This window comes from Streptomyces sp. NPDC050703, assembly GCF_040654435.1.
In the GTDB taxonomy this organism is placed as follows: Bacteria; Actinomycetota; Actinomycetes; order Streptomycetales; family Streptomycetaceae; genus Streptomyces.
In genome coordinates, this window is the sequence record NZ_JBFAHX010000020.1 from 111,293 (window position 1) to 130,552 (window position 19,260).

Annotated in this window: 17 protein-coding genes; 3 read left to right on the plus strand and 14 right to left on the minus strand. The window is 71.8% G+C overall.

The window, feature by feature from the left end; translation table 11 throughout:
* Positions 1-6: 6 nt before the first annotated feature.
* From AB0I16_RS19900 to AB0I16_RS19960, 13 genes are all read right to left on the minus strand, one after another.
* Positions 7-1,287: a valine--pyruvate transaminase gene (locus AB0I16_RS19900; RefSeq protein WP_363250747.1), complete on the minus strand. Its 1,281-nt coding sequence runs from the start codon at positions 1,285-1,287 to the stop codon at positions 7-9.
* Between the two features lie 69 nt (positions 1,288-1,356).
* Positions 1,357-3,519, minus strand: coding sequence for a S66 peptidase family protein (locus tag AB0I16_RS19905; RefSeq protein ID WP_363250748.1), 2,163 nt, complete (start codon positions 3,517-3,519; stop codon positions 1,357-1,359).
* 24 nt (positions 3,520-3,543) lie between these two features.
* Entirely contained in the window at positions 3,544-4,491 is a 948-nt protein-coding gene (locus AB0I16_RS19910) for a phosphotransferase (protein WP_363250749.1), read from the minus strand.
* A 3-nt stretch (positions 4,492-4,494) separates the two neighbouring features.
* Positions 4,495-5,685 carry a cytochrome P450 gene (locus tag AB0I16_RS19915; protein ID WP_363250750.1) on the minus strand — a complete coding sequence of 397 codons (1,191 nt, stop codon included), beginning with the start codon at positions 5,683-5,685 and terminating at the stop codon, positions 4,495-4,497.
* 19 nt (positions 5,686-5,704) lie between these two features.
* A complete protein-coding gene (locus tag AB0I16_RS19920; RefSeq protein ID WP_363250751.1) occupies positions 5,705-6,550 on the minus strand; it encodes a methyltransferase domain-containing protein in 846 nt (281 codons plus the stop codon).
* A gap of 62 nt (positions 6,551-6,612) precedes the next feature.
* Positions 6,613-7,872, minus strand: a complete 1,260-nt coding sequence (locus AB0I16_RS19925; RefSeq protein WP_363250752.1) for an ATP-grasp domain-containing protein — start codon at positions 7,870-7,872, stop codon at positions 6,613-6,615.
* A 55-nt stretch (positions 7,873-7,927) separates the two neighbouring features.
* Positions 7,928-9,235: an MFS transporter gene (locus AB0I16_RS19930; protein WP_363250753.1), complete on the minus strand. Its 1,308-nt coding sequence runs from the start codon at positions 9,233-9,235 to the stop codon at positions 7,928-7,930.
* A 17-nt stretch (positions 9,236-9,252) separates the two neighbouring features.
* On the minus strand, positions 9,253-10,866 hold the full coding sequence (locus AB0I16_RS19935; RefSeq protein ID WP_363250754.1) for a radical SAM protein: 1,614 nt from the start codon (positions 10,864-10,866) through the stop codon (positions 9,253-9,255).
* A gap of 63 nt (positions 10,867-10,929) precedes the next feature.
* Positions 10,930-11,967 carry an asparagine synthetase A gene (locus AB0I16_RS19940; RefSeq protein WP_363250755.1) on the minus strand — a complete coding sequence of 346 codons (1,038 nt, stop codon included), beginning with the start codon at positions 11,965-11,967 and terminating at the stop codon, positions 10,930-10,932.
* A 113-nt stretch (positions 11,968-12,080) separates the two neighbouring features.
* Entirely contained in the window at positions 12,081-12,251 is a 171-nt protein-coding gene (locus AB0I16_RS19945) for a hypothetical protein (protein ID WP_363250756.1), read from the minus strand.
* A gap of 356 nt (positions 12,252-12,607) precedes the next feature.
* Positions 12,608-12,880: a hypothetical protein gene (locus AB0I16_RS19950; protein ID WP_363250757.1), complete on the minus strand. Its 273-nt coding sequence runs from the start codon at positions 12,878-12,880 to the stop codon at positions 12,608-12,610.
* Between the two features lie 163 nt (positions 12,881-13,043).
* Positions 13,044-13,997: a LuxR C-terminal-related transcriptional regulator gene (locus AB0I16_RS19955; RefSeq protein ID WP_363250758.1), complete on the minus strand. Its 954-nt coding sequence runs from the start codon at positions 13,995-13,997 to the stop codon at positions 13,044-13,046.
* 274 nt (positions 13,998-14,271) lie between these two features.
* Entirely contained in the window at positions 14,272-15,516 is a 1,245-nt protein-coding gene (locus AB0I16_RS19960; RefSeq protein ID WP_363250759.1) for a pentapeptide repeat-containing protein, read from the minus strand.
* Positions 15,517-15,791: 275 nt separating this feature from the next.
* On the opposite strand from AB0I16_RS19960, the gene AB0I16_RS19965 reads away from it, so the two are divergent.
* The 3 genes from AB0I16_RS19965 (at position 15,792) to AB0I16_RS19975 (ending at position 18,575) form a co-directional block, all read left to right on the plus strand.
* Complete coding sequence (locus AB0I16_RS19965) at positions 15,792-15,920, plus strand: RICIN domain-containing protein (RefSeq protein WP_363250760.1); 129 nt, start codon at positions 15,792-15,794, stop codon at positions 15,918-15,920.
* A 67-nt stretch (positions 15,921-15,987) separates the two neighbouring features.
* Entirely contained in the window at positions 15,988-16,854 is an 867-nt protein-coding gene (locus AB0I16_RS19970) for a GNAT family N-acetyltransferase (RefSeq protein WP_363250761.1), read from the plus strand.
* Positions 16,855-17,141: 287 nt separating this feature from the next.
* Positions 17,142-18,575, plus strand: coding sequence for an MFS transporter (locus tag AB0I16_RS19975; protein WP_363250762.1), 1,434 nt, complete (start codon positions 17,142-17,144; stop codon positions 18,573-18,575).
* Here the strand turns inward: AB0I16_RS19975 and AB0I16_RS19980 are convergent.
* Complete coding sequence (locus AB0I16_RS19980) at positions 18,542-19,138, minus strand: TetR/AcrR family transcriptional regulator (protein ID WP_363250763.1); 597 nt, start codon at positions 19,136-19,138, stop codon at positions 18,542-18,544. The genes AB0I16_RS19975 and AB0I16_RS19980 overlap by 34 nt on opposite strands.
* Between the last annotated feature and the right edge of the window lie 122 nt (positions 19,139-19,260).

Consider the following 19,260-nt stretch of genomic DNA (forward strand, 5'->3'; position numbering starts at 1 on the left):
GGAGGCTCAAGGTGTGTGGTCCGTCTCCGTTCGCATCTCGTCCAGTGTCTCCGCGACCCGTGAGACGCCGTCGATCAAGGTCTTCTCCGGGGCGCTGAGGCTCATGCGGAAGCAGCGGGTGGCGTGGCCGCGCGGAAGGTCCGTCGTGGTCGCGTCGACGAAGAAGTGGCGGCCGGGGACGACGAAGACGCGCTTCTCCTTCAGACGCCGGTAGAGCTCCGCGTCGTCGAACCACGGGTGGTCGATCCATACCCAGGCGAACATGCCCCCCGCCCCGGAGTGGCTGCGCCAGGCGATGTCCGGCGGCAGTTGTTCCGTGAGCAGGGCGTCCATCAGCTCGCGCTTGCCGCGGTAGTACGGGGTGATGGCGTCGCGGGTCACCTGGTCCAGGGTGCCTTCGCGCAGCGTCGCGGCGAGTGCCGCCTGGGGCAACTGCGCGGCGTGCAGCACGGAGTTGGAGAGGAAGGCCGCGATCGCGTCGACGTACCGGGGGTCGCCGATCGCGAAGCCGACGCGCTCGCCCGGCATGCCTGCCTTGGAGGCCGAGAAGCAGTTGACGACGTGCGGGTGCCGCACCGGCTCGACGGGCACTTCACCGATCCGCGGGAAGGGGGCACCGTAGGCGTGGTCGATGACGAGCGGGATGTCCCGTGCCTCGGCGAAGGCGATGAGGCCGTCGAGCTCGGCCCGGTCCATGGCACGGCCCGTCGGGTTGCCGGGGGTGGAGATCAGCAGCATGCCGATGTCGTCCAGGCGGGCCAGCGCGTCGAGGTCGAGGGCGTAGCGGAAGCCGTGCTCGCCCTCCTCGACGATCCGCGGGGCGACTCCGGCGATGCCGTTCTCGTGCATGCACAGGCCCTGGTACCCGGTGTAGTCCGGCACCATGGGGAGGACGAGTCGCCGGTGGGTGCCGTCCGGCTCCGGGCCGCAGAACAGCGCTGCCGCCGCGAAGCACACCATCTGGCTGCCGGGGCCGACCACAACGTTCTCCGGGCCCAGGTCCCAGCCGTAGGCGCGGTGGAAGTAGGCGCTCACGGCCTCGATCAGGCCGGCGCTGCCGCGCGAGGGGCCGTAGCGGCCACAGACCGCCTCGAAGTCCTCCTCCAGCGCCCGTGTGAGCGCTTCCCGCCACATCGCTCCGGCCGCCGGGATGGCCGCCGGGTTGCCGATGCTGAGGTTGAGCCACTCCTCGGCAGAGGTGTCCGCGGTGCTGGCCGCCACGTCCTCCATGATGCTGCGCAGGCCGGACAGACCTGCCATCCGCGTTCCGATCGGTGACAGTCGCATCTGTTCTCCTTCGAGCCGGTCAAGCGGTCAAGCGGTCCAGTAGGTCGGGGGCCGGTGTACCGGCGCGCCTCAGCGCACCGCCGGTTCCAGCAGCCGCAGGCTGTCCCCGGCGAGCTGCACCGGCACGCCCACCGGGAGCGTGAGGACGGGGTCGGTGTGCCCGAACTCGAATTCCGTGACGATGGGGAAGGTCAGTCCGTGGCTGACGTCGAGCAGGATGCGGTCGAGTTCCGCGCGGGCGGCGGCCGGCCACTGGCGGGGCCGGCCCATGACCAGGCCCTCGATCCCGTCGAGCAGACCGGCGTGGCGCAGTTGCCACAGGTCGCGCGCGGCGTGGGCGGGACCGTAGCCGTCGTCGTTGGCGAACTCCAGGGCGAGTACGTGCCCTTGGTGGTCGGGCAGCCACGGTGTGCCGAGGAGCTGCAGCGCGCTGGGTACGCAGGCCGGCAGCAGGGGGCCCTGCGCGGTGCCGGGGCGCAGTACGGTGCGCGCGGGGGCGGGTTCGGGGACGCGGGGGCGGTCGTCGCCCGCCCAGTCGACGAACTCGTCGTACACCTCCTCGGAGCGGGGGAAGTCTCCGGTCCAGCCGTGCATCGTCAGGTCGAGGAAGGAGGACCGGGTGAACGGCGGGGTGCCGCCGGCCTCGGCGAACTCCGACAGGACGGCCGGGCCGTAGAAGGTGGTGGCGCCGGTCCGGGCGTAGAGCGCGTGGTGGAGGACGGTGGCGTCGGAGTAGCCGCAGACGACCTTGGGGTTCGCGGCGAACGCCTCGTAGTCGATGAGGTCGAGGAGTTCGGTGGCGGCGAGGCCGCCGATCATCCAGAGGATGCCCTTGGTGTCGCGGTCGCGCAGGGCGGCGTTGAACTGCGCTGCGCGGGCCTGGCGCGATCCGGCCGGATGGCCGCCCGGTGTGGTCGCCGGACCGACGCGCAGGCCGGACCAGGACGCCACGTCGGCGATGCCGCGCTCGGCCCGCGCCGGGAAGACGTCGGCACCCTGCCAGGACGGTGAGACCACGGCGACGGTGTCACCGCGCCGCAGTCGTCGGGGCCGCCGCCGCAGGCTTCGCAGTGCGGTCAGTTGCTCGTCCGCGAGGCCGTAGGTGGCGCACAGGTCGCCGTCGGACGTGTCGGGCCGCTTGTCGAGGGCCGCGGCGGCCCGCTTGAGGTTCTGCTCCAGCGTACGGGCGCGCCGGTCGGCCTCTTCGGTCAGCAGCGCGCGCAGCGCGGGTGTGGCGCCGAATCCGCCGAGGAGGGCGTCGCGGTCGCCGGTGCGGTTCAGCAGGTCGGTCAGGCGCAGGGCGAACTTGCGCAGGATCGAGCCGGGGCCCTTGCCGGCGGGGCGGGCCCCGGCTTCGGTCAGCAGGGCCAGGGCGCGGTAGAGGTTGACGGCGTCGGCCGCGTCGCCGGGGGTGAGTCCGGCGAGTTCCGCCGTGCGGACGCGGTCGGCGAGTTCGGGGAGGGCGTAGGCGTGGGGGCCGAGCGGAATGGCGGCGGTGATCTCGACGCCGAAGCCGACCTCGGCGTAGCGGCGGTCCCCGGACTCGACGAGGATCAGGTTGGACAGCGGCTGCCAGCGGGCGCAGCGGCAGTCGGGGCGGCAGTCGGTGTCGCAGCCGACGCCGGGGCGGCGGTAGTAGTAGGTGACGCCGCGTCCGCGCAGCGCGTATCCCTCGCCGTACTCCCAGCGGCTGGCCACCTCGGGGTCGCGCAGTACGTGCACGGTGCCGCCGTGCCGGTCCGCCGCCTCGGTCACCGCCTTGGCCAGGTCGGTGTCCTCCTCGTCGACGAGGACGTGCAGGCGGTCGGCGCGGTGGTCGCTCAGGGCGGCGAGGGTGGCCAGGTGGTTGTCCTGGGTGACCCGCGCCAGGTCCTCGTCGTCGGCCAGGTCGGCGAGCAGGCCGGTCATGCCGAAGGCGAAGAGCCAGGGGCGTTCGCCGTGGGCGCGGAAGCAGGGCTGGTAGTGGCAGATCCGTCCGATGGGGTGCCCGTCGGCGAGGGCTCGCTTGTACGGGGTGACCGTGGCGTTGACGAACGCGACGGTGTCGTCCCCTTCGGTCACCGGGGCCGCTGGGCGCAGTTCGTAGCCGCGGTCGAGGAGGGTGCGCAGGAAGCGGAGCACCGTGCCCCTGGTCTCCGGGGACTCCGCCAGCGAGCTGGTCGTGGCGAACAGCTCCTGGGCGAGCGGATCGTCCGCGGCGGGCGCCGTGCCCGGTGTGGTGCCTTGCGTCATGGAAGGGGTCCTTTTCTCGGGCGGCTACGGCTGCGGCTGCGCGCGGTCCGGCAGGCGGGCGCCGGCCCACTCGATCGCGGTCCGTGCCATGTCCTTCTGGAAGTCGCGGAGGGTGGGGAGCGCGGGGATGGGCGGCATGCGGGACATCCATGTGAACCAGCCGCCGAACACGGCGAGCAGCGCGGTCGCGTCGGCGTCGGCGCATCCGTACGCGGTGACGACCTGGGCGAGTTCCGCCTCGGGCGGCCGGCCGTTGACGCGGGCCACCTCCAGCAGGAGGTAGACCGGGTCGAAGGCGGCCGCTCCCCGGCAGGCGTAGGCCCAGTCGACGAGGACGGGCCCGGCGTCGCTCCACAGGATGTTGTCGGCGCGCAGGTCGGCGTGGAGGAGTTCGTCGCCGGTGAACGCGTGGCGCGCCTGTTCCGCGAGTTCGGCCCACCGCCGCGGGGGCAGCAGTTCGGCTCCCGTCGCGTCCACCGGCCAGGCGTCGAAGGCCGGGTCGGCGGCCAGGACCGACCAGGCGTCGAAGGCGTCCCGCAGGAGCGTCGCCACCGGCGGCAGGCCGGCCGGAGCGGTGATCCGGGTCTCCCGCAGGAGGCGCAGGACCGCGTCGAGCTGACCGGGGGGCCAGCCAGGTCCGCAGATGCCGCCGGACACGGCGCGGAAGGCGAGGACCGTCCAGTCCTGGTGGTCGAGGCCCCACAGGAAGCCCACGGGTGCCCGGGTGGCGGAGAGCAGGCGGCAGGCGCTGTGCTCCTGGCGGTACAGGGCGCGGCCGTGGCTGTTGACCGTCTCGGAGGTCGCTTTGATGAACGCCCGGCCGTGCTCGGTGCGCACGACGCCCGCGAAGCCCGCGGAGAAGCCGCCGGTGACGGCGTCCACGCCGGTGACCGGTGCTCCCAGCCGCTCCTCGACGCGGTGGCGCAGTCCGTCGGGCAGGGCCTGCCAGGGCAGGCGAGGTGTCCACTGCATGGTTCAGTACCCGAGCCCCATCCGCTTCCACACGGTGTGTCCGAAGCCGGGGCCCCTTTCGCCGTCGAGTCGTCCTACGGGTGTGTCGCCCGCCCAGTCGGCGACCGCGCGCACGGCTTCGGCGAGCGTCAGGCGGGCGAGCCCTGCGCCCAGGCAGAAGTGGTGCCCCGCGCCGAACGCCAGGTGCGGCGGTTCCTTCCGCGCGGGGTCCGGCGGGCGGAAGGAGTCGGGGTCGGCGTAGACCTCCGGGTCGCGGTTGGCGGCGGCGACGACCAGCGCCACCCGCTCGCCGGGGGCGATGGTGCGCCCCCGGACGGCGACCGGTTCCACGGCGGTCCTCGGCACGAAGTGGAACGGGGCCTCAAGGCGCAGTGCCTCTTCGGCCAGTTCCTCGGCGAGGCCAGGAGTGGTCCGCACGGCGTCGAGCAGCGGCCGGGCGTCGCCGAGGAGGTGGCGCAGGGCGGAGGCCAGGCACGCCACCACCGGTTCGATGCCGCCGGTGAGGATCTGCGCGAACAGCGCGACGGCACGGTCGGGCGCGAGGTCGAGGAAGGCCCGCAGTTGTGCGGGGCCGCGCCCGGCCCGCGCGTCGGGCAGGGTGACCTGCTCCACATGGTCACGCAGGCCGGTGATGGCGGTGCGCGCGCTTCCGGCCCGGCCGGGGTCGAGCACGGGGACGCCGATGAAGCCGATGATCTCCCCCGACCAGGCGAGGAGGACGTCGCGGCGTTCGCCGGGGATGCCGAGCAGGTCGCAGGTGACCCCCACGGCGAGCGGCTGGACGAAGTCTCCGAGGAGGTCGGCCTTGGCGGGGTCGAGCGGGCCGAGCAGGTCGCGCGCGTGGCGGGCGACGGCCGCGCGCAGTGGCCGCACCGCGCCCGGCCGGTAGGCCGGGGCGGCGGCGGAGCGCACCGTGGTGTGCTCGGGCGGGTCGGTGAACATGGGCCAGGAGTCGAAGAACGACAGGATGTCGGCGACGTCGTCCAGGACGTGCCTGTCGTGGTCGCCCAGGAACCCCTCTCCGATCCGCGCGGCCAGCCGACCGTCCCGCAGCAGCGCGTTCACGTCCTGGTGGGTGGTGACGTACCAGCTCTGTGTCGCCTCGTCCCACCACACGGGGTCGGTCGTGCGCAGGTGGGCGTAGTGCGGGTGCGGGTCCCTGGCGAAGGACTCCGACAGCAGGTCGGTGGCCATGGTGTGCTCCCTGTCGCGGTCAGGCGGGGCGGCGGGCGACGACGAAGAGGTTGTTGCCGCGTCCCGCGATGCCGGGCGCCTTGCGGACGCTCTTCTCCATGGCGAGGACGCGCTCGAAGGCGTCGCCTGCCAGGATGTCGACGAGCTGTTCGGTGGAGCCGTGGAGCTGGGTCTCCTGGTAGCCGGGGTAGATGAGGTTGGGGAAGCCTGAGAGCGCGTCGATCTCCAGCCCGGCCGCGGCGTGCATCTCCTGGATGCGCTGCACGTCGTACAGGTGCATGTCGGGCATGGTGTCGGTGAACCGGCCCCGGCGGGTCAGCGCCTTCTCGGCCTCGTCGAGGTTGCCGACGGCGATGTTGAACCAGGTGGTGTGCCAGACGCTGGGCAGGAACGACACCAGCAGGCCGCCGGGCTTGAGCAGTCCGGCGACGTCCTTGACGGTCTGCTCGGGGTCCGCCACGAAGCCGAGGACGTTGTGGAAGTTGAACGCCAGGTCGAAGGACTCGCCGCGCAGTGTCTCCCCGACGTCGGCCAGGTCACCCTGGACGAAGCGGACGCGGTCGGCGAAGCCGCGCTCGGCGGCCTTCGTCTCGGCGACCTTGATCATTTCGCGGGTGAGGTCATAGAGGACGCCCGTGCTGCGGGGGGCTTCCTGGGCGAAGAAGGAGGTCCAGCGCCCGGTGCCGCCGCCCGCGTCGAGGAAGGCGAAGTCCTCCGGCAGGGCGCTGATGACGTCCTCGCGCAGGGCGTCGGCGAGCAGGCGGTCGGAGAGCACCCAGTAGGGCTGGAGGTCGACGTCGTCGTAGGCCTCGGCCTTGTCGGCGAAGTAGCCGCGGACTTCCTGGTCGTACGTGGGCTCGGTCATGTTCGTCTCTTCCTCGTCTGCGGTTCGGAAAAATGGTGAGCGGTGAGCGGTGGAGCGGTGGGTCAGGCGTCGGTCGGTTCGGTGCGGAAGCTGCTGTTGAGGGCCTTCTCCAGCTCCCGGCCGCGCTCCTCGAACTGCTCCAGGGAGTCGGCTTCGTAGATGAGGTGCAGGCACCACGCGGAGGGGTGCGGGTCGGAGAAGTCGTCGCCCACGCCGTGCGGGCGCACCGTCTCCAGGACGTAGTCGAAGGCGTCGATCTCGGCCTGGGTGGGCTCGGCGGTGATCCGGCCGGCCTCGGTCGGCGCCAGGTTGATCCAGCCCACGTACCGGCTGGGCTCGCCGTCCGCGTAGGGCGCGGGGCGGCCGGGGTCGACCACCGACTTGATCCAGGCGATGCGCAGGTCGTCGCCGAGCGCGCGGTAGGTCGCGGTGATGCCGCCGCCCGCGAACCGGGAGGCGATCTCGGAGAACACCACCTCGCGCTCTCCGGGCTGCTTGAAGAACTCCAGGTGGGTGATGCCCTCACGGATGCCGAGGGCGTCGTTGACGCGGCGGTGGGCCTCCTCGACGTCGGCGTACAGTTCGGCCCACTCCTCACGCGGCAGCAGTACGGAGCCGTTGCTCTCGCCGGCCGTCTCGATGGCCAGCCGCGGCCGCAGGTAGCGCATGATGCCGAGGACCTTGCTGCGGCCGTCGACCCAGATCGCGTCGACGTGGAACTCGTCGCCCGACACGGGCCGTTCGGCCATCAGGAAGTGCTCGGTGTTGTCGGCCCCGAGGTCGGTGAGGAGCTTGGTCAGCTCCTCCTCGGAGTGCACCCGGCTCGTGCCCAGGGTGCCCAGGCCCGCGCAGGGCTTGACCACCGCGGGGAAGCCGATCTCCGACGCGGTGCGGCGTACGCTCGCGGCCACCTCGGAGGTGCGCAGCGACACGAAGTCCGTGCAGGTGACCCCGGCGGCTCGCACCGCCTGCTTCATGGCCCGCTTGTCGCGGGTGTTGAGGGCCATCTCCAGGGTGGGCTGGGCGCAGCCGAGGAGCTGGGCGAGGTAGCCGGCGCCGTACTGGCTGAACTCCGAGAGGCTCACCACCCGGTCCGGGACCCAGCCGTCGTTCTTGAGCTGGGTGGCGACCTGGCCGAGCTCGTCCATGTCGTCGAAGCTGTTGATGCGGAAGACGTACGGGAGTGTCTTCAGGACCTCCTCGTCGACGTGGAAGTGAGCGGCCTCGAAGGTGTCGAAGAGCAGGGCGACCTCGGCCCCCTCCGCGCGCAGCGCTTCGAGGATGTAGGGGTCCCAGCGGCAGACGAGAACGCGGGTGGACATGGCAGGGGGTCTCCTTCGGGTGTGTGCGTTTGGTGCGGGGCGCGTGCGGCGGCCGTCAGGCCCGGGTGCCTTCGTCCGCGGTTTCCTCGTGTCCGGTCGCCTCCAGGCCGGACAGGGGCGTCCTCGGCAGGAGCCGCGAGCGGGCGGTGAGCAGCGCGAGGACCGCGAGGACGGCTGCGAAGCCGAGCATCATGGAGGTGGTGTGACCGTCGTCGGTCAGGCGCCCCGAGACGAGCGGGCCGACCGTGAAGCCGAGTGAACTCACGAACCCGTAGGCGGCGTTGAAGCGCCCCCGGTTGGAGTCGTCGGCCCAGCTGTTGACCAGGGTGGGCCCGGTCGCGGCCAGCAGGGACTCCCCCACCGCGAAGACGACCATGGCGAGGACGCCGACGAGCAGGGCGAGCAGGCCGCCGCTGAGGCCGGTGACCGCCCAGATCAGCAGCCAGAAGGCGGCCCAGCTCGCGGCGAGCAGCGCCAGGGCCACACCCGCGGTGACCTGCTTGATCCGGCCGACCAGCACCGCTTGTACCAGGACGACGGCCGCGGTGTTGGCGGCGAACAGCACGCCCAGCTCGGTGGGGCCGAGGCGGCTGTCGGCCAGGAGGGCGGCGGGCATGCCGGAGTTGAGCTGCGAGTAGCCGACGGTGAACAGGACCAGCACCACGACCAGGAGGGCGACGAGCCAGCGGTGCCCCAGCACCGCACGGTAGCTGCTCCGGGGCTGTTCGGCCGCGGGGGTCTCCGGCGACGTCTCCCCGGCGGTGGACCGCTCGGCGGACCGGTGCCCGCGGACCTCCCTGGCGACCAGCCAGCCGGTGACGAGGAAGGACGCCGCGTCGAGCAGGAAGAGGACCTGGAAGACGGTGAGCGAGTCCGTCATGCCCGCCAGGAGGCCGCCGGCGAGTCCGCCGATGCCCATCATCGCGTTGACCATGGCGAAGTCCGCGGAGAACAGCACGGGCCAGTGCTCCTCGGGCACCAGGTCGGCCATGAGCGCGTTCCAGGTGATGGCCCCGCCCACGCCGAGTCCCTGCACGAACCCCGCCGCCAGCGCCGTCGTGGGGGTGTCGCACAGCGCGTAGCCGACGGCTCCCAGGGCGGCGCAGACCAGCGCGGCCCAGACGGCGGGCACCCGCCCGAGGCGATCGGAGACCCACCCGGCGAGCGGGCCGCCGACCAGTGCGCCCACCGAGGTGGCCGCGACCGCGCCGGTGGCCGCGGTCAGGGAGAGGCCGCGCATCTCGTGCAGGTAGATGACCAGGAGGGGCAGTACGACACCGCTGCCGGCCGCGTTGATCGCGTTGAGCACGATCAGGCGTCTGGCACGGGGCGGGAGCTGCCGCAGCGTCCGCAGACTGTTCATGGGGGGTTCGAGTCCTGTCAGGTGTGGAAGAGCGGGCTGTCGCTGAGGACGTCCGCGCGGGGGTACAGGTCGACCCCGTAGCGCGACAGGACGTCCAGTTGCTTTCTGATCTGCGGGACGGCGGCGGCGGGGTCGCTGTGGTCGCGCGGCGTCATGCCGATGCGCTCGACCGCCTTCTCGACCGCGATGTTCTCCCAGCGTCCGAGCTGGGGCATCAGCAGATGCTGGTAGTCGGCCTGCCACAGGCGCAGCACGGCACGGTCGTTGACCTGGCGCACCCGGTCCAGGGTGGTGTGGTTGAGCCGCCGGGCGGTGTGCACGTCCATGCCGATGTGGGACCACGAGTAGTCCGGGTCGTCGGGGTCGTGCACCTCGATGCGCAGCGCCTCCTTGTCCTCCCACAGCGGCATCGTCTCGTCGGAGATGCTGAAGACGCTCAGCATGAAGTGCCCCGCGTACTCCTCGGAGAGGAAGTCCCGCGTCTCGGCGAAGTCCTCGGGCCGCTCCCCCGGGTAGCCGGCCATGAACGAGCAGCGGTAGCCGAGCCCGCCCTCGGTCAGCAGGCGGAAGGCCCGCAGGTTGTCCTTCCTGGTGACCTTCTTGTTCATGTACCGCAGGGTGCTGTCGCTCATCGACTCGAAGCCGATGGACAGGAACTGGCAGTGTGCCGCCGCGAGTTGGGCGATGAGTTCGGGCGTCTTGAGGACGTTGGCCCGGCTGTAGCCCTCCCAGCCCACTCCGACGTCGGGCAGCAGCCGCATCAGTTCCCGCAGCCGCGTCGGCGGCACGGTGAAGGTGCTGTCCATGGCCGAGATGTAGGAGGCCCCGTTCTCGTCCGCGTAGCGCCGCCAGTCGTCGGCGATCTTCTGGGCCGACTTGTAGCGCCACTTGGGGCTCGCGGCCGGGAAGGAGCAGAACTTGCAGCTGAAGGGGCAGCCGCGCATCGACTCGTACGGGATGACGCGCCACTGCCCTTTCGGGGAGGGCGAGGGGAACGCGTCGAGGTCCAGGTACTCGAAGGGACCGATCCGGTATCCGAGCAGCTCGCGCGGGTGCCGGTAGACGAGGTTCGGCACCGCCTCGACGTCGCTGCCCTTCTCCAGCGCGGTGAGCAGCCCCGGCAGTGCCTCCTCGCCGTCGCCGCGCACGATGTAGTCGATCTCCGGTATCGACCGCATCAGCGAGGTGTACTTGAGGTTGCTGTACTGGCCGCCGAGCACGATCGGGATACCGGGGTAGGTCTCGGAGATCCACCGCACGGCGTGGCGCAGGTCGCGGTCGGTCCAGATGAAGCTCGTGGACAGCAGCGCCGCACGGTAGTCGCCCTGGGGCGCGGGAGCGGGCCGGTCGTCCGTCCACAGGTTCGTGGCGTCGTAGGTGTCCACGTGGTGGCCGGCCCGCTCCAGGATCTCCTGGACCGCGAAGGTGGTGAGGTGGGGGACGTTGTAGTAGCGGGGTCTCAGCAGTGGGTAGTCCGTGCCGTTGTGCCGGAAGCCAAGGCGTTGCAGCCCGAAGCCCTCCAGGTCCGTGCCCTTGAGGTAGGCCGCCGTGTTCGCCTCGCCGCTCTGGCGGTCAAGCATGGTGGTGGCGAGGTAGTCCGAGTTCTTCAGTGTCGGCCCGAGTCCGGACACAAGTACGACGTCGATGGTGCACTCTCCTGGGTGAGCACGGAGCGGCAGGGACTTGTCGGGGGTTCAGGGGTTGATCTGGCGACCGTTCACCCGCTGCAGCATCTGGAGGTCCCGGATGTCGTCGTGCCGGAGCAGCCACAGGAAGAAGCGCTCCACGCCGAGACCGAACCCGGAGGTCTGCATCGGCCGCAGCTCCCGCATGCGCAGGTACCAGGCGTAGTCCTCCTCGGCGACCTCGTGGTGGGCCAGCGCCTCGCGCACCTGCTCGGCGGTGGCGTGCCGCTCGCCGGCGCCCACCGTCTCGCCTATGCCGAACAGCAGGTCACCGTTGCGGGCGCGGGACGTGTCGCCCGGCTCGTACGCCTGGTAGAAGGGCACGGAGAGGTGGTCGAAGTGGGTCACCCAGACGAACTCACCGAACTTGTCCATCAGCGCGGCCTCGGCCTTGCGGGTGAGGGCCCGGGCGCCGTCGGCCACCTCGGTGACGAGGTCGGGGGTGTCGCCGAGCAGGTCGACCGCCTCGGCGAAGGTGACACGCGGGAACGCCTTGAGGGACAGCAGCCGTTCGATGTGCGCGGTGTCTCCCGCGACCTCGGCGATGGCCGTTCCCATCTCGTCGAGGTAGGCCTTCCCGAGGTGGCGTACGTACGCCTCCACGGTGTCCATGACCGCGTCCAGGTCACCCTGGAGCTCGGCCTCCGAGTGGTAGAACTGGCACAGGTGGGTGGGGTCGGGCGCCTCGCCGCGGAACGAGGGCATCACGTAGTACGAGCCCTTCTCCCACATGCGGCAGCTGTACTCCAGCAGGAACTGCATGGAGTCGGCGAGGTAGGTCGGCACGCCCTCCAGGTTGACGCGCACCGGCACCGAGTCGCTGCCCAGGCCCATGGGGCTGGAGATCGACCCCGTGGTCACCGGCAGGTAGGCGGCGCGGACGTCCCGTCCTGCCCAGAACTCCACGGTGGCCCGCTGCATGACGTCCGTCAGCCGGAGCAGCAACCGGTACCAGGGGTGTGTCAGGGCCACCTCGAAGTGCTCGTCGGGGGTGCGCCACGTGCCCGGTGCGGTAAGCGGCTGCGTGTCGGTCATGTACGTGCTCACGTGTCCTCCTCGGACCATCGGTGCGGGGGTGGTTCGGTGTGGGCCGGCCGCGGGACCTCGGGCGGCTGTGCCTGTCTCGTTCGCGGCGCGGCGCCCTGCGGTACCGGGGCCGGTCAGTCCCAGGCCCAGGTCAGGGGCGTCGCGTCGGCGACGTCGGGGGCCGGGGCCGCCGAGGTCACGGTGGCCGGGCCCGTCGCCGGGCCCTCGTGGGCGGAGACCGCGGGGAGGACCGTCGCGGCAGCGGCGGCGCAGGCGGTCAGCAGGACGGCGAGTCTGGGTGCCATGTGGCTCATCTCCTGGCAGTCGGGCGGAGAACCTGCTGGTCACAGCGGTCTCTGTCGGTGCCAACAGTTTTCGGCCCCCGCCGCCCGTCGGGCAAGGGATGCGGATGGCAGCAAGGTGCGTTGGCACCAAAGGGCCCTGTGGGGAGCGGGGTTGCCCCAGGGCATGCGAAAGCCGCCGACCACGGCGGCGGCAATGAGCTGCGGCCGAAGGGCAGTCGGCGGTTCGTCGTCGGTCCGACGGTGGTGCGTCGGCGGGGCTCGGCGGCCGGGCGGCGCAGGTCGGCCGGCAGGCACCTGCCGTGGCCGGTCACGGTTCGGCCGGCAGGCGGGACGCGGCCACGGGGTCAGCCGCGGGGTCAGCCGCCCGGCATCTCGCAGAGAGGCGCGTCGGCGGGCATGGTGACGATGCCGTGGCAGAGGGCGGGTTCGCTCGGTCCTGGCGCGCGCAGCAGCACCTGGTCGTGATCCTCCGTACGGCGCAGAAGTCCGCGTACGGCCAGGATCACGGCGTACCCCGCGGCCTCGGCGGAGGCCGCGGTCACGAAGAGCACGCCGACGCGGCTGCGGTGGGGCAGCACGGCCTCATAGACGTGCTCCACCGCGCAGCCCGGCACACGAGCCACCTCCACGGCGACTCGGCTCAGGCTTACCGCGGCCGGCGCGGACGACGGCGGTGACACTTCAACATGGATGGCGTACACGGCCACCGACCATTCCAGTCCAGCCCCACCGCCGGGCGATCCAGCGGTGACAGCTTATGGCCCTGGCAGGAAGATGACCGCCGTCCTGGGCTCAGATCCAGCCGACCCGCGCGGCGAGCATCCCCGCCTCGAAGCGGCTGCGGGCCCCGAGCCGGGCGGTCAGGACCGCCATCATCCGCCGTACGGTGCGCAGTGACAGGCCCAGTTTCCGCGCCGCCACCTCATCGGTGTGTCCCTGCGCGAGCAGGCTCAGCAGGGCGCTCTCCTGCGGGGTGGGTGCCTCGACGTCGCCGTCCGACAACGTCCGCCCGTCCAGCGGCGCGCACTGCTCCCACAAAGTCTCGAAAAGAGCCACCAGAGCCGCCACCACACCGGGCGCCCGCACCACGACGGCCCCCAGGGAGGACTCCTCCGGGTCGAGCGGAAGGACGGCACAGGTGCGGTCCACGACGAGCATCCGCAGCGGCAGCACGGGGCTGGTCCGCACCTGCCCGCCGCGGGTGGAAAGCCAGCGCGCGTACTCGATCGTGGCGCGGTCGTTGCGGACACTGTCCAGGTAGACCGTCCGCAGCCGCACGCCGGATGCAAGGCTCTGCTCGTCCAAGGGCCGGCTGGCGTCGAGCGCGGCCCGGCTCAAGGCTCCGCCCGGCATGAAGGCCAGCAGTTCCTCGCGCGCGTGCCGGCTGAGTTCGGTGAGCCGCATCCGTACTTCGGCCATGCCGCTCAGCGTCTCCAGACGTCCGCCGCGCCCGGCCTGGCCCGCGGCGTAGGCGGCGGCCAGATCGGCCGCCGCCGCGCGCGCGACGGCCAGTTCTCGCTGCTGCGCCTCGATCTCGGCCTCGCGCCGGTGGATGTGGGCGGCGAGCCCGACCTCCGGGTGCACGGGTACCGGAAGCACGTCGTCGCCCGTCGGCAGCGAGAGCATGGAGAGTTCGGCGAGCTTGTCGAGACAGTCGCGGATCTCCTTTTCGGAGACCGCCAGTTGCCGTGACAAGTCGTCGACGGTCCGCTGCGGCCCTGAGACCACCAGGCGGAAAACGGCCACGCACAGATCGTCCTGCCCGATCAACGTCGCGAGCGAACTGTCCCCTTGAGGTGCAAGCCGTTCCGATTCGGGCGCAAGTGGCCCCGCCTCAATACCTGTCTGCACGTTCCCCCCGATTCACACATCGGTCACACCGATGGCAGCCAAAGTACCTGCGTTTGTTTCTCGCCGCCATGAACTGGCGCGGTCCCTCTCCCGGAGCGGGACATTCCTCCCGACAGGTGGTATACGCCTGTCTCGCACCTTCTGTCGAGAGCTTGAGCCAACCCGTGATCTAACGATTCCGGCCGCGGAGCCACACGGAGGCAAGGACGACCGTCGAGGGAGCAGGCGTCCCCACCGCGGTGGCGAGCCCGTTGGGAGCCGGGCCCGTCGCCCTGGTGAAGTGGACCGCTCCCCCGGAGAACACCGCTCCGCTGAAGTAGACGGCACCGCTGGAGAACATCGTGTCCCGGAAGTTCACCGTGCCGCCCGAGAAGATCGCTCCGCGGAAGTTCACCGTGCCGCCCGAGAACACCGCGTCGCCGAAGTGCACGGCACCGCCGGAGAACACCGCGTCGCTGAAGTGGACCGAGCTGCCCGAGAACACCGCGTCTCCGAAGTGAACCGTCCCGCCGGAAAAGACCGCTCCACTGAAATACACCGAGCCACCGGACAACTCCGCGTTACCGAAGTGAACCGTACCCATGGAGAACACCGCCCCGCTGAAGTGGACCGAACCGCCGGAGAACACCGCGTCGCCGAAGTACACGGCACCGCCGCAGAACTCCGCCCGGGTGAAGGACACCGCGCCCCCGGAGAACACCGCCCGGCTGAAGTTGACCGCGCCGCCGGAGAAGACGGCGTCGCTGAAGTCCATGTCGCAGTCGATGGTGACGCCGGTGAGGTCGAGGTCGCAGCCCTGCCAGGAGCGGTGAGTCCCCTGGGGGCGCCGGTAGTGGTCGGCGATGAGGCCGAGGATCGTGTGCCGGACCTTGCGAAGGGCCAAGTAGCGGTGGTGTTCGTCCTGGTGGGCCGGTTCGGCGTCGCCGGGGTCGGGTGTGAAGGGCAGCTGGAGGTAGGCGCACAGGACGTCGACGCACGTCTGGCGCAGATTGTCGTCGGGGGCGTCGTCGGCGAGACCGGCCAGGGCGTGGACCCCGCCGAGCCGGACCGCGGGTGAGTCGGAGCCGAGTCTGTCGACGGCTTGGGAGAAGCGTTCGGTGTGGAGCCGGGTGGCGTCGCGGTGCGCGCCCGCCTCGTCGACGCGCTGGCGGCGGTAGGCGACGACCAGGGCGACGAGGGCACCGGCTCCCGCGACCACTCCGAAGGAGAGTTTCACCAGGTCGAAGAGCGTCTTCGCGTCGAGCCTCGCGGTGGAGTCGAGCTCCCTGAAGCCGAGCAGCGCCACCAGTCCGTAGAAGACGCCGCCCGCGACCAGGATCGCGGCGGCGAAGGCGAGGGTGAGCGCCCGGCCGACCCTCCACAGCCGTAGCTCCCGATCGTCCGGGACGGAACGCGGCCTTCGATGGGCTGTCATGACGGTGAGGACCGGGTGCCGGGGGTGCGTGGTTGCACGCGGCGGAACGCGCACGTGTGCCGCCGGGTCCCGGGGCCGCGGCGCGAGGAGGTCGCCGTGATCGACGCCCCGCCCCGCGTCCGGTGGCTGCCGGCTGTGGTTCCCCGCCGGGCGTGGAGGCAGCTCGACCCGGCGGTCTACCGCGCCGGGTGGAGGAGAGGTGCGCCTACCGCGGCGGTCGGAGGCCGGCGTCAACCGACGACGGGACGACGCCCTGTGCCGTGTGGCCTGGCGTCGTGGAGGTCGACATCACTGACCGACGGGGGGGGAAGCGCGTCGACGTGCGGGGCGGGAGCGGCGCGGACAACGCCCGTGTCGTCCAGTGGACGTGCAACGGCCGCGGCAACCAGTACTGGACACACTGAGACGGACGCGCGGCGCCCGCGGGAAAACCAGGTGTGGCCGGTGGGCGCGGTGGTGTGGGATCGGGGCATGACGATCGTTGTGAACGAGCCCGGCGTCGAGGGGCTGACCGGGGCCGTGGACGCGCTCCGCGCGTGGCAGGACGACCGGACACCGCTGCAACTGCACCCGGGGGACCTCGGCTGGGCCTGGGCGCTGGGGGCCGAGAGGCTGGCCGCTGCCGTCCGCACCTGGAGCAAGGACGGGCGGGTCATCGCCGTCGGCTACTTGGACGGTCCCGATGTGCTCCGCCTCACGACCGCGCCCGACCTGCGACGGGACGAGGCGCTGGCGCGTCAGCTGCTGGCGGACCTCGACGATCCCGGGCGCGGCGTCCTGCCGCCCGGGAAGGCCGGTGTCGAGATCCCCGAAGGCGCCCTGGTCCGCGAGGTCCTCCTGGAGGCCGGCTGGCATCCGGACGAGCCGTGGACGCCGCTGCGCCGCGACCTCTCCGAGCCGGTGGAGGGCTGCGGCCTGCGGATCGAGGTGGCGGGTCCGCGGACGGCGGGGACGCGGACCGCGGTGCACCGCTCGGCGTTCGGCAGTCCGGTCTTCACCGAGGAGGTGTGGCACGTCCTGGCGGCCGGGCCGGTCTACTCCGACGCCCGCTGCCTGATCGGCTACGACGAGCGGGACAACGCGGTGGCCGCGGCGACGGTCTGGTCGGCCGGACCCGGCAAGCCCGGCCTGCTGGAGCCGATGGGCGTCCACGCCGACCATCGCGGTCGCGGCCATGGGACGGCGATCAGCGTCGCCGCCGCGGCGGCACTGCGCGAGATGGGTGCGTCGAGCGCGCTGGTCGCCACCCCTAGCTCGAACGCGGCGGCCGTCGCCGCCTACACGGCGGCGGGATACGAGCCGTCGCCGGAGCGGCTGGACGTCTGCCGCGCCGCCTGAAGTCCCCGGCGGTACCCGCCTGGGGCGGGTACCGCCACTTTGCTCTCACCGCAACACCCGGTAGCTCTCCGGGGCCTTCGCGCCGCAGGCGTCGTCGCCCCGTCGAGGAAGGGCACGGCACCGGGACGTTGCGCCGGCATTGCACCGGCATTGCGGCGGCGTGGTGACCCCGTCGGAACCGTTGACCTTCTCGCCCCGGCCGTTTACGTTGCCGAACTAGCAGCACCCTAATGGACAGGTTGTTCAGTTACGCGAGATGCCGCGTTCCCCGCGCCGCAAGGAGTCCCGTGCCACGCTCCACCAGAACTGAGACCGAGACCGACACCGGCACCGGCACCGGCACCGGCACCGACGCCGAGGGCGCGCCCCTCGCATCGTCGAAGCCTTCGCCACGGCCCGGCGACACGGCGCCCCGCCCTGAACGCCGGGCATGGGTCGTCCTCGCCATGATCGTGGCGTTCATGATGATCAGTCACGCCGACAAGGCCGTCCTCGGGCTCGCGGCGGTGCCGCTGATGGAGGAACTGGGCATCGGCAAGAGCACGTACGGGCTGATCTCCAGCTCCTTCTACCTCCTGTTCAGCCTGTCCGGGCTCGTCGTCGGGTTCTTCTCGGCAAGGATCTCCAGTCGCGTCCTGCTCCTCGCCATGGCCGCGCTCTGGGCAGTCGCCCAGCTCCCGGTCCTGCTGGTGGCCGCCGTGCCCTCGCTGATCGCCGGGCGCGTCCTGCTCGGCATGGCGGAGGGGCCCGCGGCCTCCATGTCCATGCACGCCCTGTACAAGTGGTTCCCGACCGGGCGGCGGGGCCTGCCGTCCGCGCTGCAGATCGGTGGCGCCGCGCTCGGGACCGCCGTGTCAGCCCCGCTGCTGACCTGGCTCATCGTGGACCACGGCTGGCGTTCGGCGTTCGTGGCCCTCACGCTCATCAGCGCCGCGTGGTGCCTGCTCTGGCCCTTCGTGGGGCACGACGGGCCGTTCGGCGAGGAGCGGAAGCCGGCCGGGGCAGCGGGCCGTCCGTCGCGCGCGGCGGGCCCGCCCCTGAGGACCCTGCTGACGAACGGCACCGTGACGGGCGGCATCCTCAGCGCCTTCGGGTCCCACTGGGCACTCGCCCTGTCCAGCGCGTGGCTGCCGGTCTACCTGCAGACGCAGGTGGACATGACCGCGACCGGCGCCTCGACCGTCATCAGCGGCGTGTCGGTGGTCAGCCTGCTGCTCCTGCTGTCCGTGCCCGCCTACGTCGACCGCCTCAAGCACCGCGGCGTGTCCAGCAGGCGCGCGGACGGCGTCTCGCAGGGCGCGGCGGTCCTGGTCGCGGGCGGCGCGCTGGCCCTGCTGCCCTTCGCCGCGGGGAGGCCGGCGCAGCTGCTGCTGATCGCGGTGGCGTTCGGCTGCCACGCGGTCGCTCTCCCGCTGCACTACGTCACCACGGCGGCGGTCGTGCCGGACGGCCGCCGTGGCGCCGTCTTCGGTGTCGTGGCCGCTTCGGGCACCCTGCCGGGCCTCTTCGTCCCGTATCTGACCGGTCACCTCGTCGACGGCGCGGCCACGGAGACGGCCGGCTACACCGCGGCGTTCCTGCTGTCCGCGGGCGTCATGGCCGTATGCGGGCTGCTGGCGATCGCCACCATCCACCCCGAGCGGGACGCCCGGAGGCTGAACTCCCCGGCGGTGCCCGCCCCGGCGCCTCAGGCGGGCGCGTCGAAGCCCGTGGCCCAGTAGCGGCCGCGCAGGGCGAGGTCGAGCAGCATGCGTACGACCTCCTCGGCCGGCATGGGGGGCGCTTCCTGCTCCACCCACCACTGCAGGACCCCGATCTGCTCGCCCACCCAGGCCCTGGCGAGCAGATCGGGGTCGATCCTCGGTTCGACCGCGTTGCGCTCGGAGCGGCCTCGGAACTCCTGCGCGGCGACGCGGGCGCAGGCCTCCGTGAACATCCGCAGCGGTTTGCCGTCCCCCTCCCCGCGCAGCACGATCCGGTAGAGGTCGCGCTCTTCCTGCACGTGGCGCAGCATCTCCAGGATGGGCTTGCCCGTGAAGCCCACCGCACTGTCCTGCACCGCGGGGCGGAGCCGGACGTCGAGTTCGGCCAGGAGGTCCGCGGTCACCCGGGCGAAGAGTTCGTCCTTGTCGCGGAAGTGGCTGTAGAAGGTCGCGCGGCCCACGTCGGCCCGCTGGGTGATGTCCTCGACGCTCAGCGCGGTGAACCCCCGCTCGATCACGAGTTCCACCAGAGCGTCACGCAGCGCCTTGCGCGTCTTGCGGACGCGCCTGTCCTCGGCCAACGCCGTCCCCCTCTTTCCTCACCGTGCCCCGGGCCCCTGCCGTGGGCGACAGCTCAGTGTACGGAAGCCTTGACACGCTCACCGTTACTGAACAAACTGCCTGCTAATTTACAGACTATCGG

Coding starts and splice junctions, on each gene's coding strand:
- AB0I16_RS19915 (WP_363250750.1), bottom strand. CDS start 5,685: ATGGCCACCGACCTGCTGTCGGAGTCCTTCGCCAGGGACCCGCACCCG.
- AB0I16_RS19925 (WP_363250752.1), bottom strand. CDS start 7,872: ATGTCCACCCGCGTTCTCGTCTGCCGCTGGGACCCCTACATCCTCGAA.
- AB0I16_RS19905 (WP_363250748.1), bottom strand. CDS start 3,519: ATGACGCAAGGCACCACACCGGGCACGGCGCCCGCCGCGGACGATCCG.
- AB0I16_RS19900 (WP_363250747.1), bottom strand. CDS start 1,287: ATGCGACTGTCACCGATCGGAACGCGGATGGCAGGTCTGTCCGGCCTG.
- AB0I16_RS19960 (WP_363250759.1), bottom strand. CDS start 15,516: ATGACAGCCCATCGAAGGCCGCGTTCCGTCCCGGACGATCGGGAGCTA.
- AB0I16_RS19930 (WP_363250753.1), bottom strand. CDS start 9,235: ATGAACAGTCTGCGGACGCTGCGGCAGCTCCCGCCCCGTGCCAGACGC.
- AB0I16_RS19910 (WP_363250749.1), bottom strand. CDS start 4,491: ATGCAGTGGACACCTCGCCTGCCCTGGCAGGCCCTGCCCGACGGACTG.
- AB0I16_RS19920 (WP_363250751.1), bottom strand. CDS start 6,550: ATGACCGAGCCCACGTACGACCAGGAAGTCCGCGGCTACTTCGCCGAC.
- AB0I16_RS19970 (WP_363250761.1), top strand. CDS start 15,988: ATGACGATCGTTGTGAACGAGCCCGGCGTCGAGGGGCTGACCGGGGCC.
- AB0I16_RS19945 (WP_363250756.1), bottom strand. CDS start 12,251: ATGGCACCCAGACTCGCCGTCCTGCTGACCGCCTGCGCCGCCGCTGCC.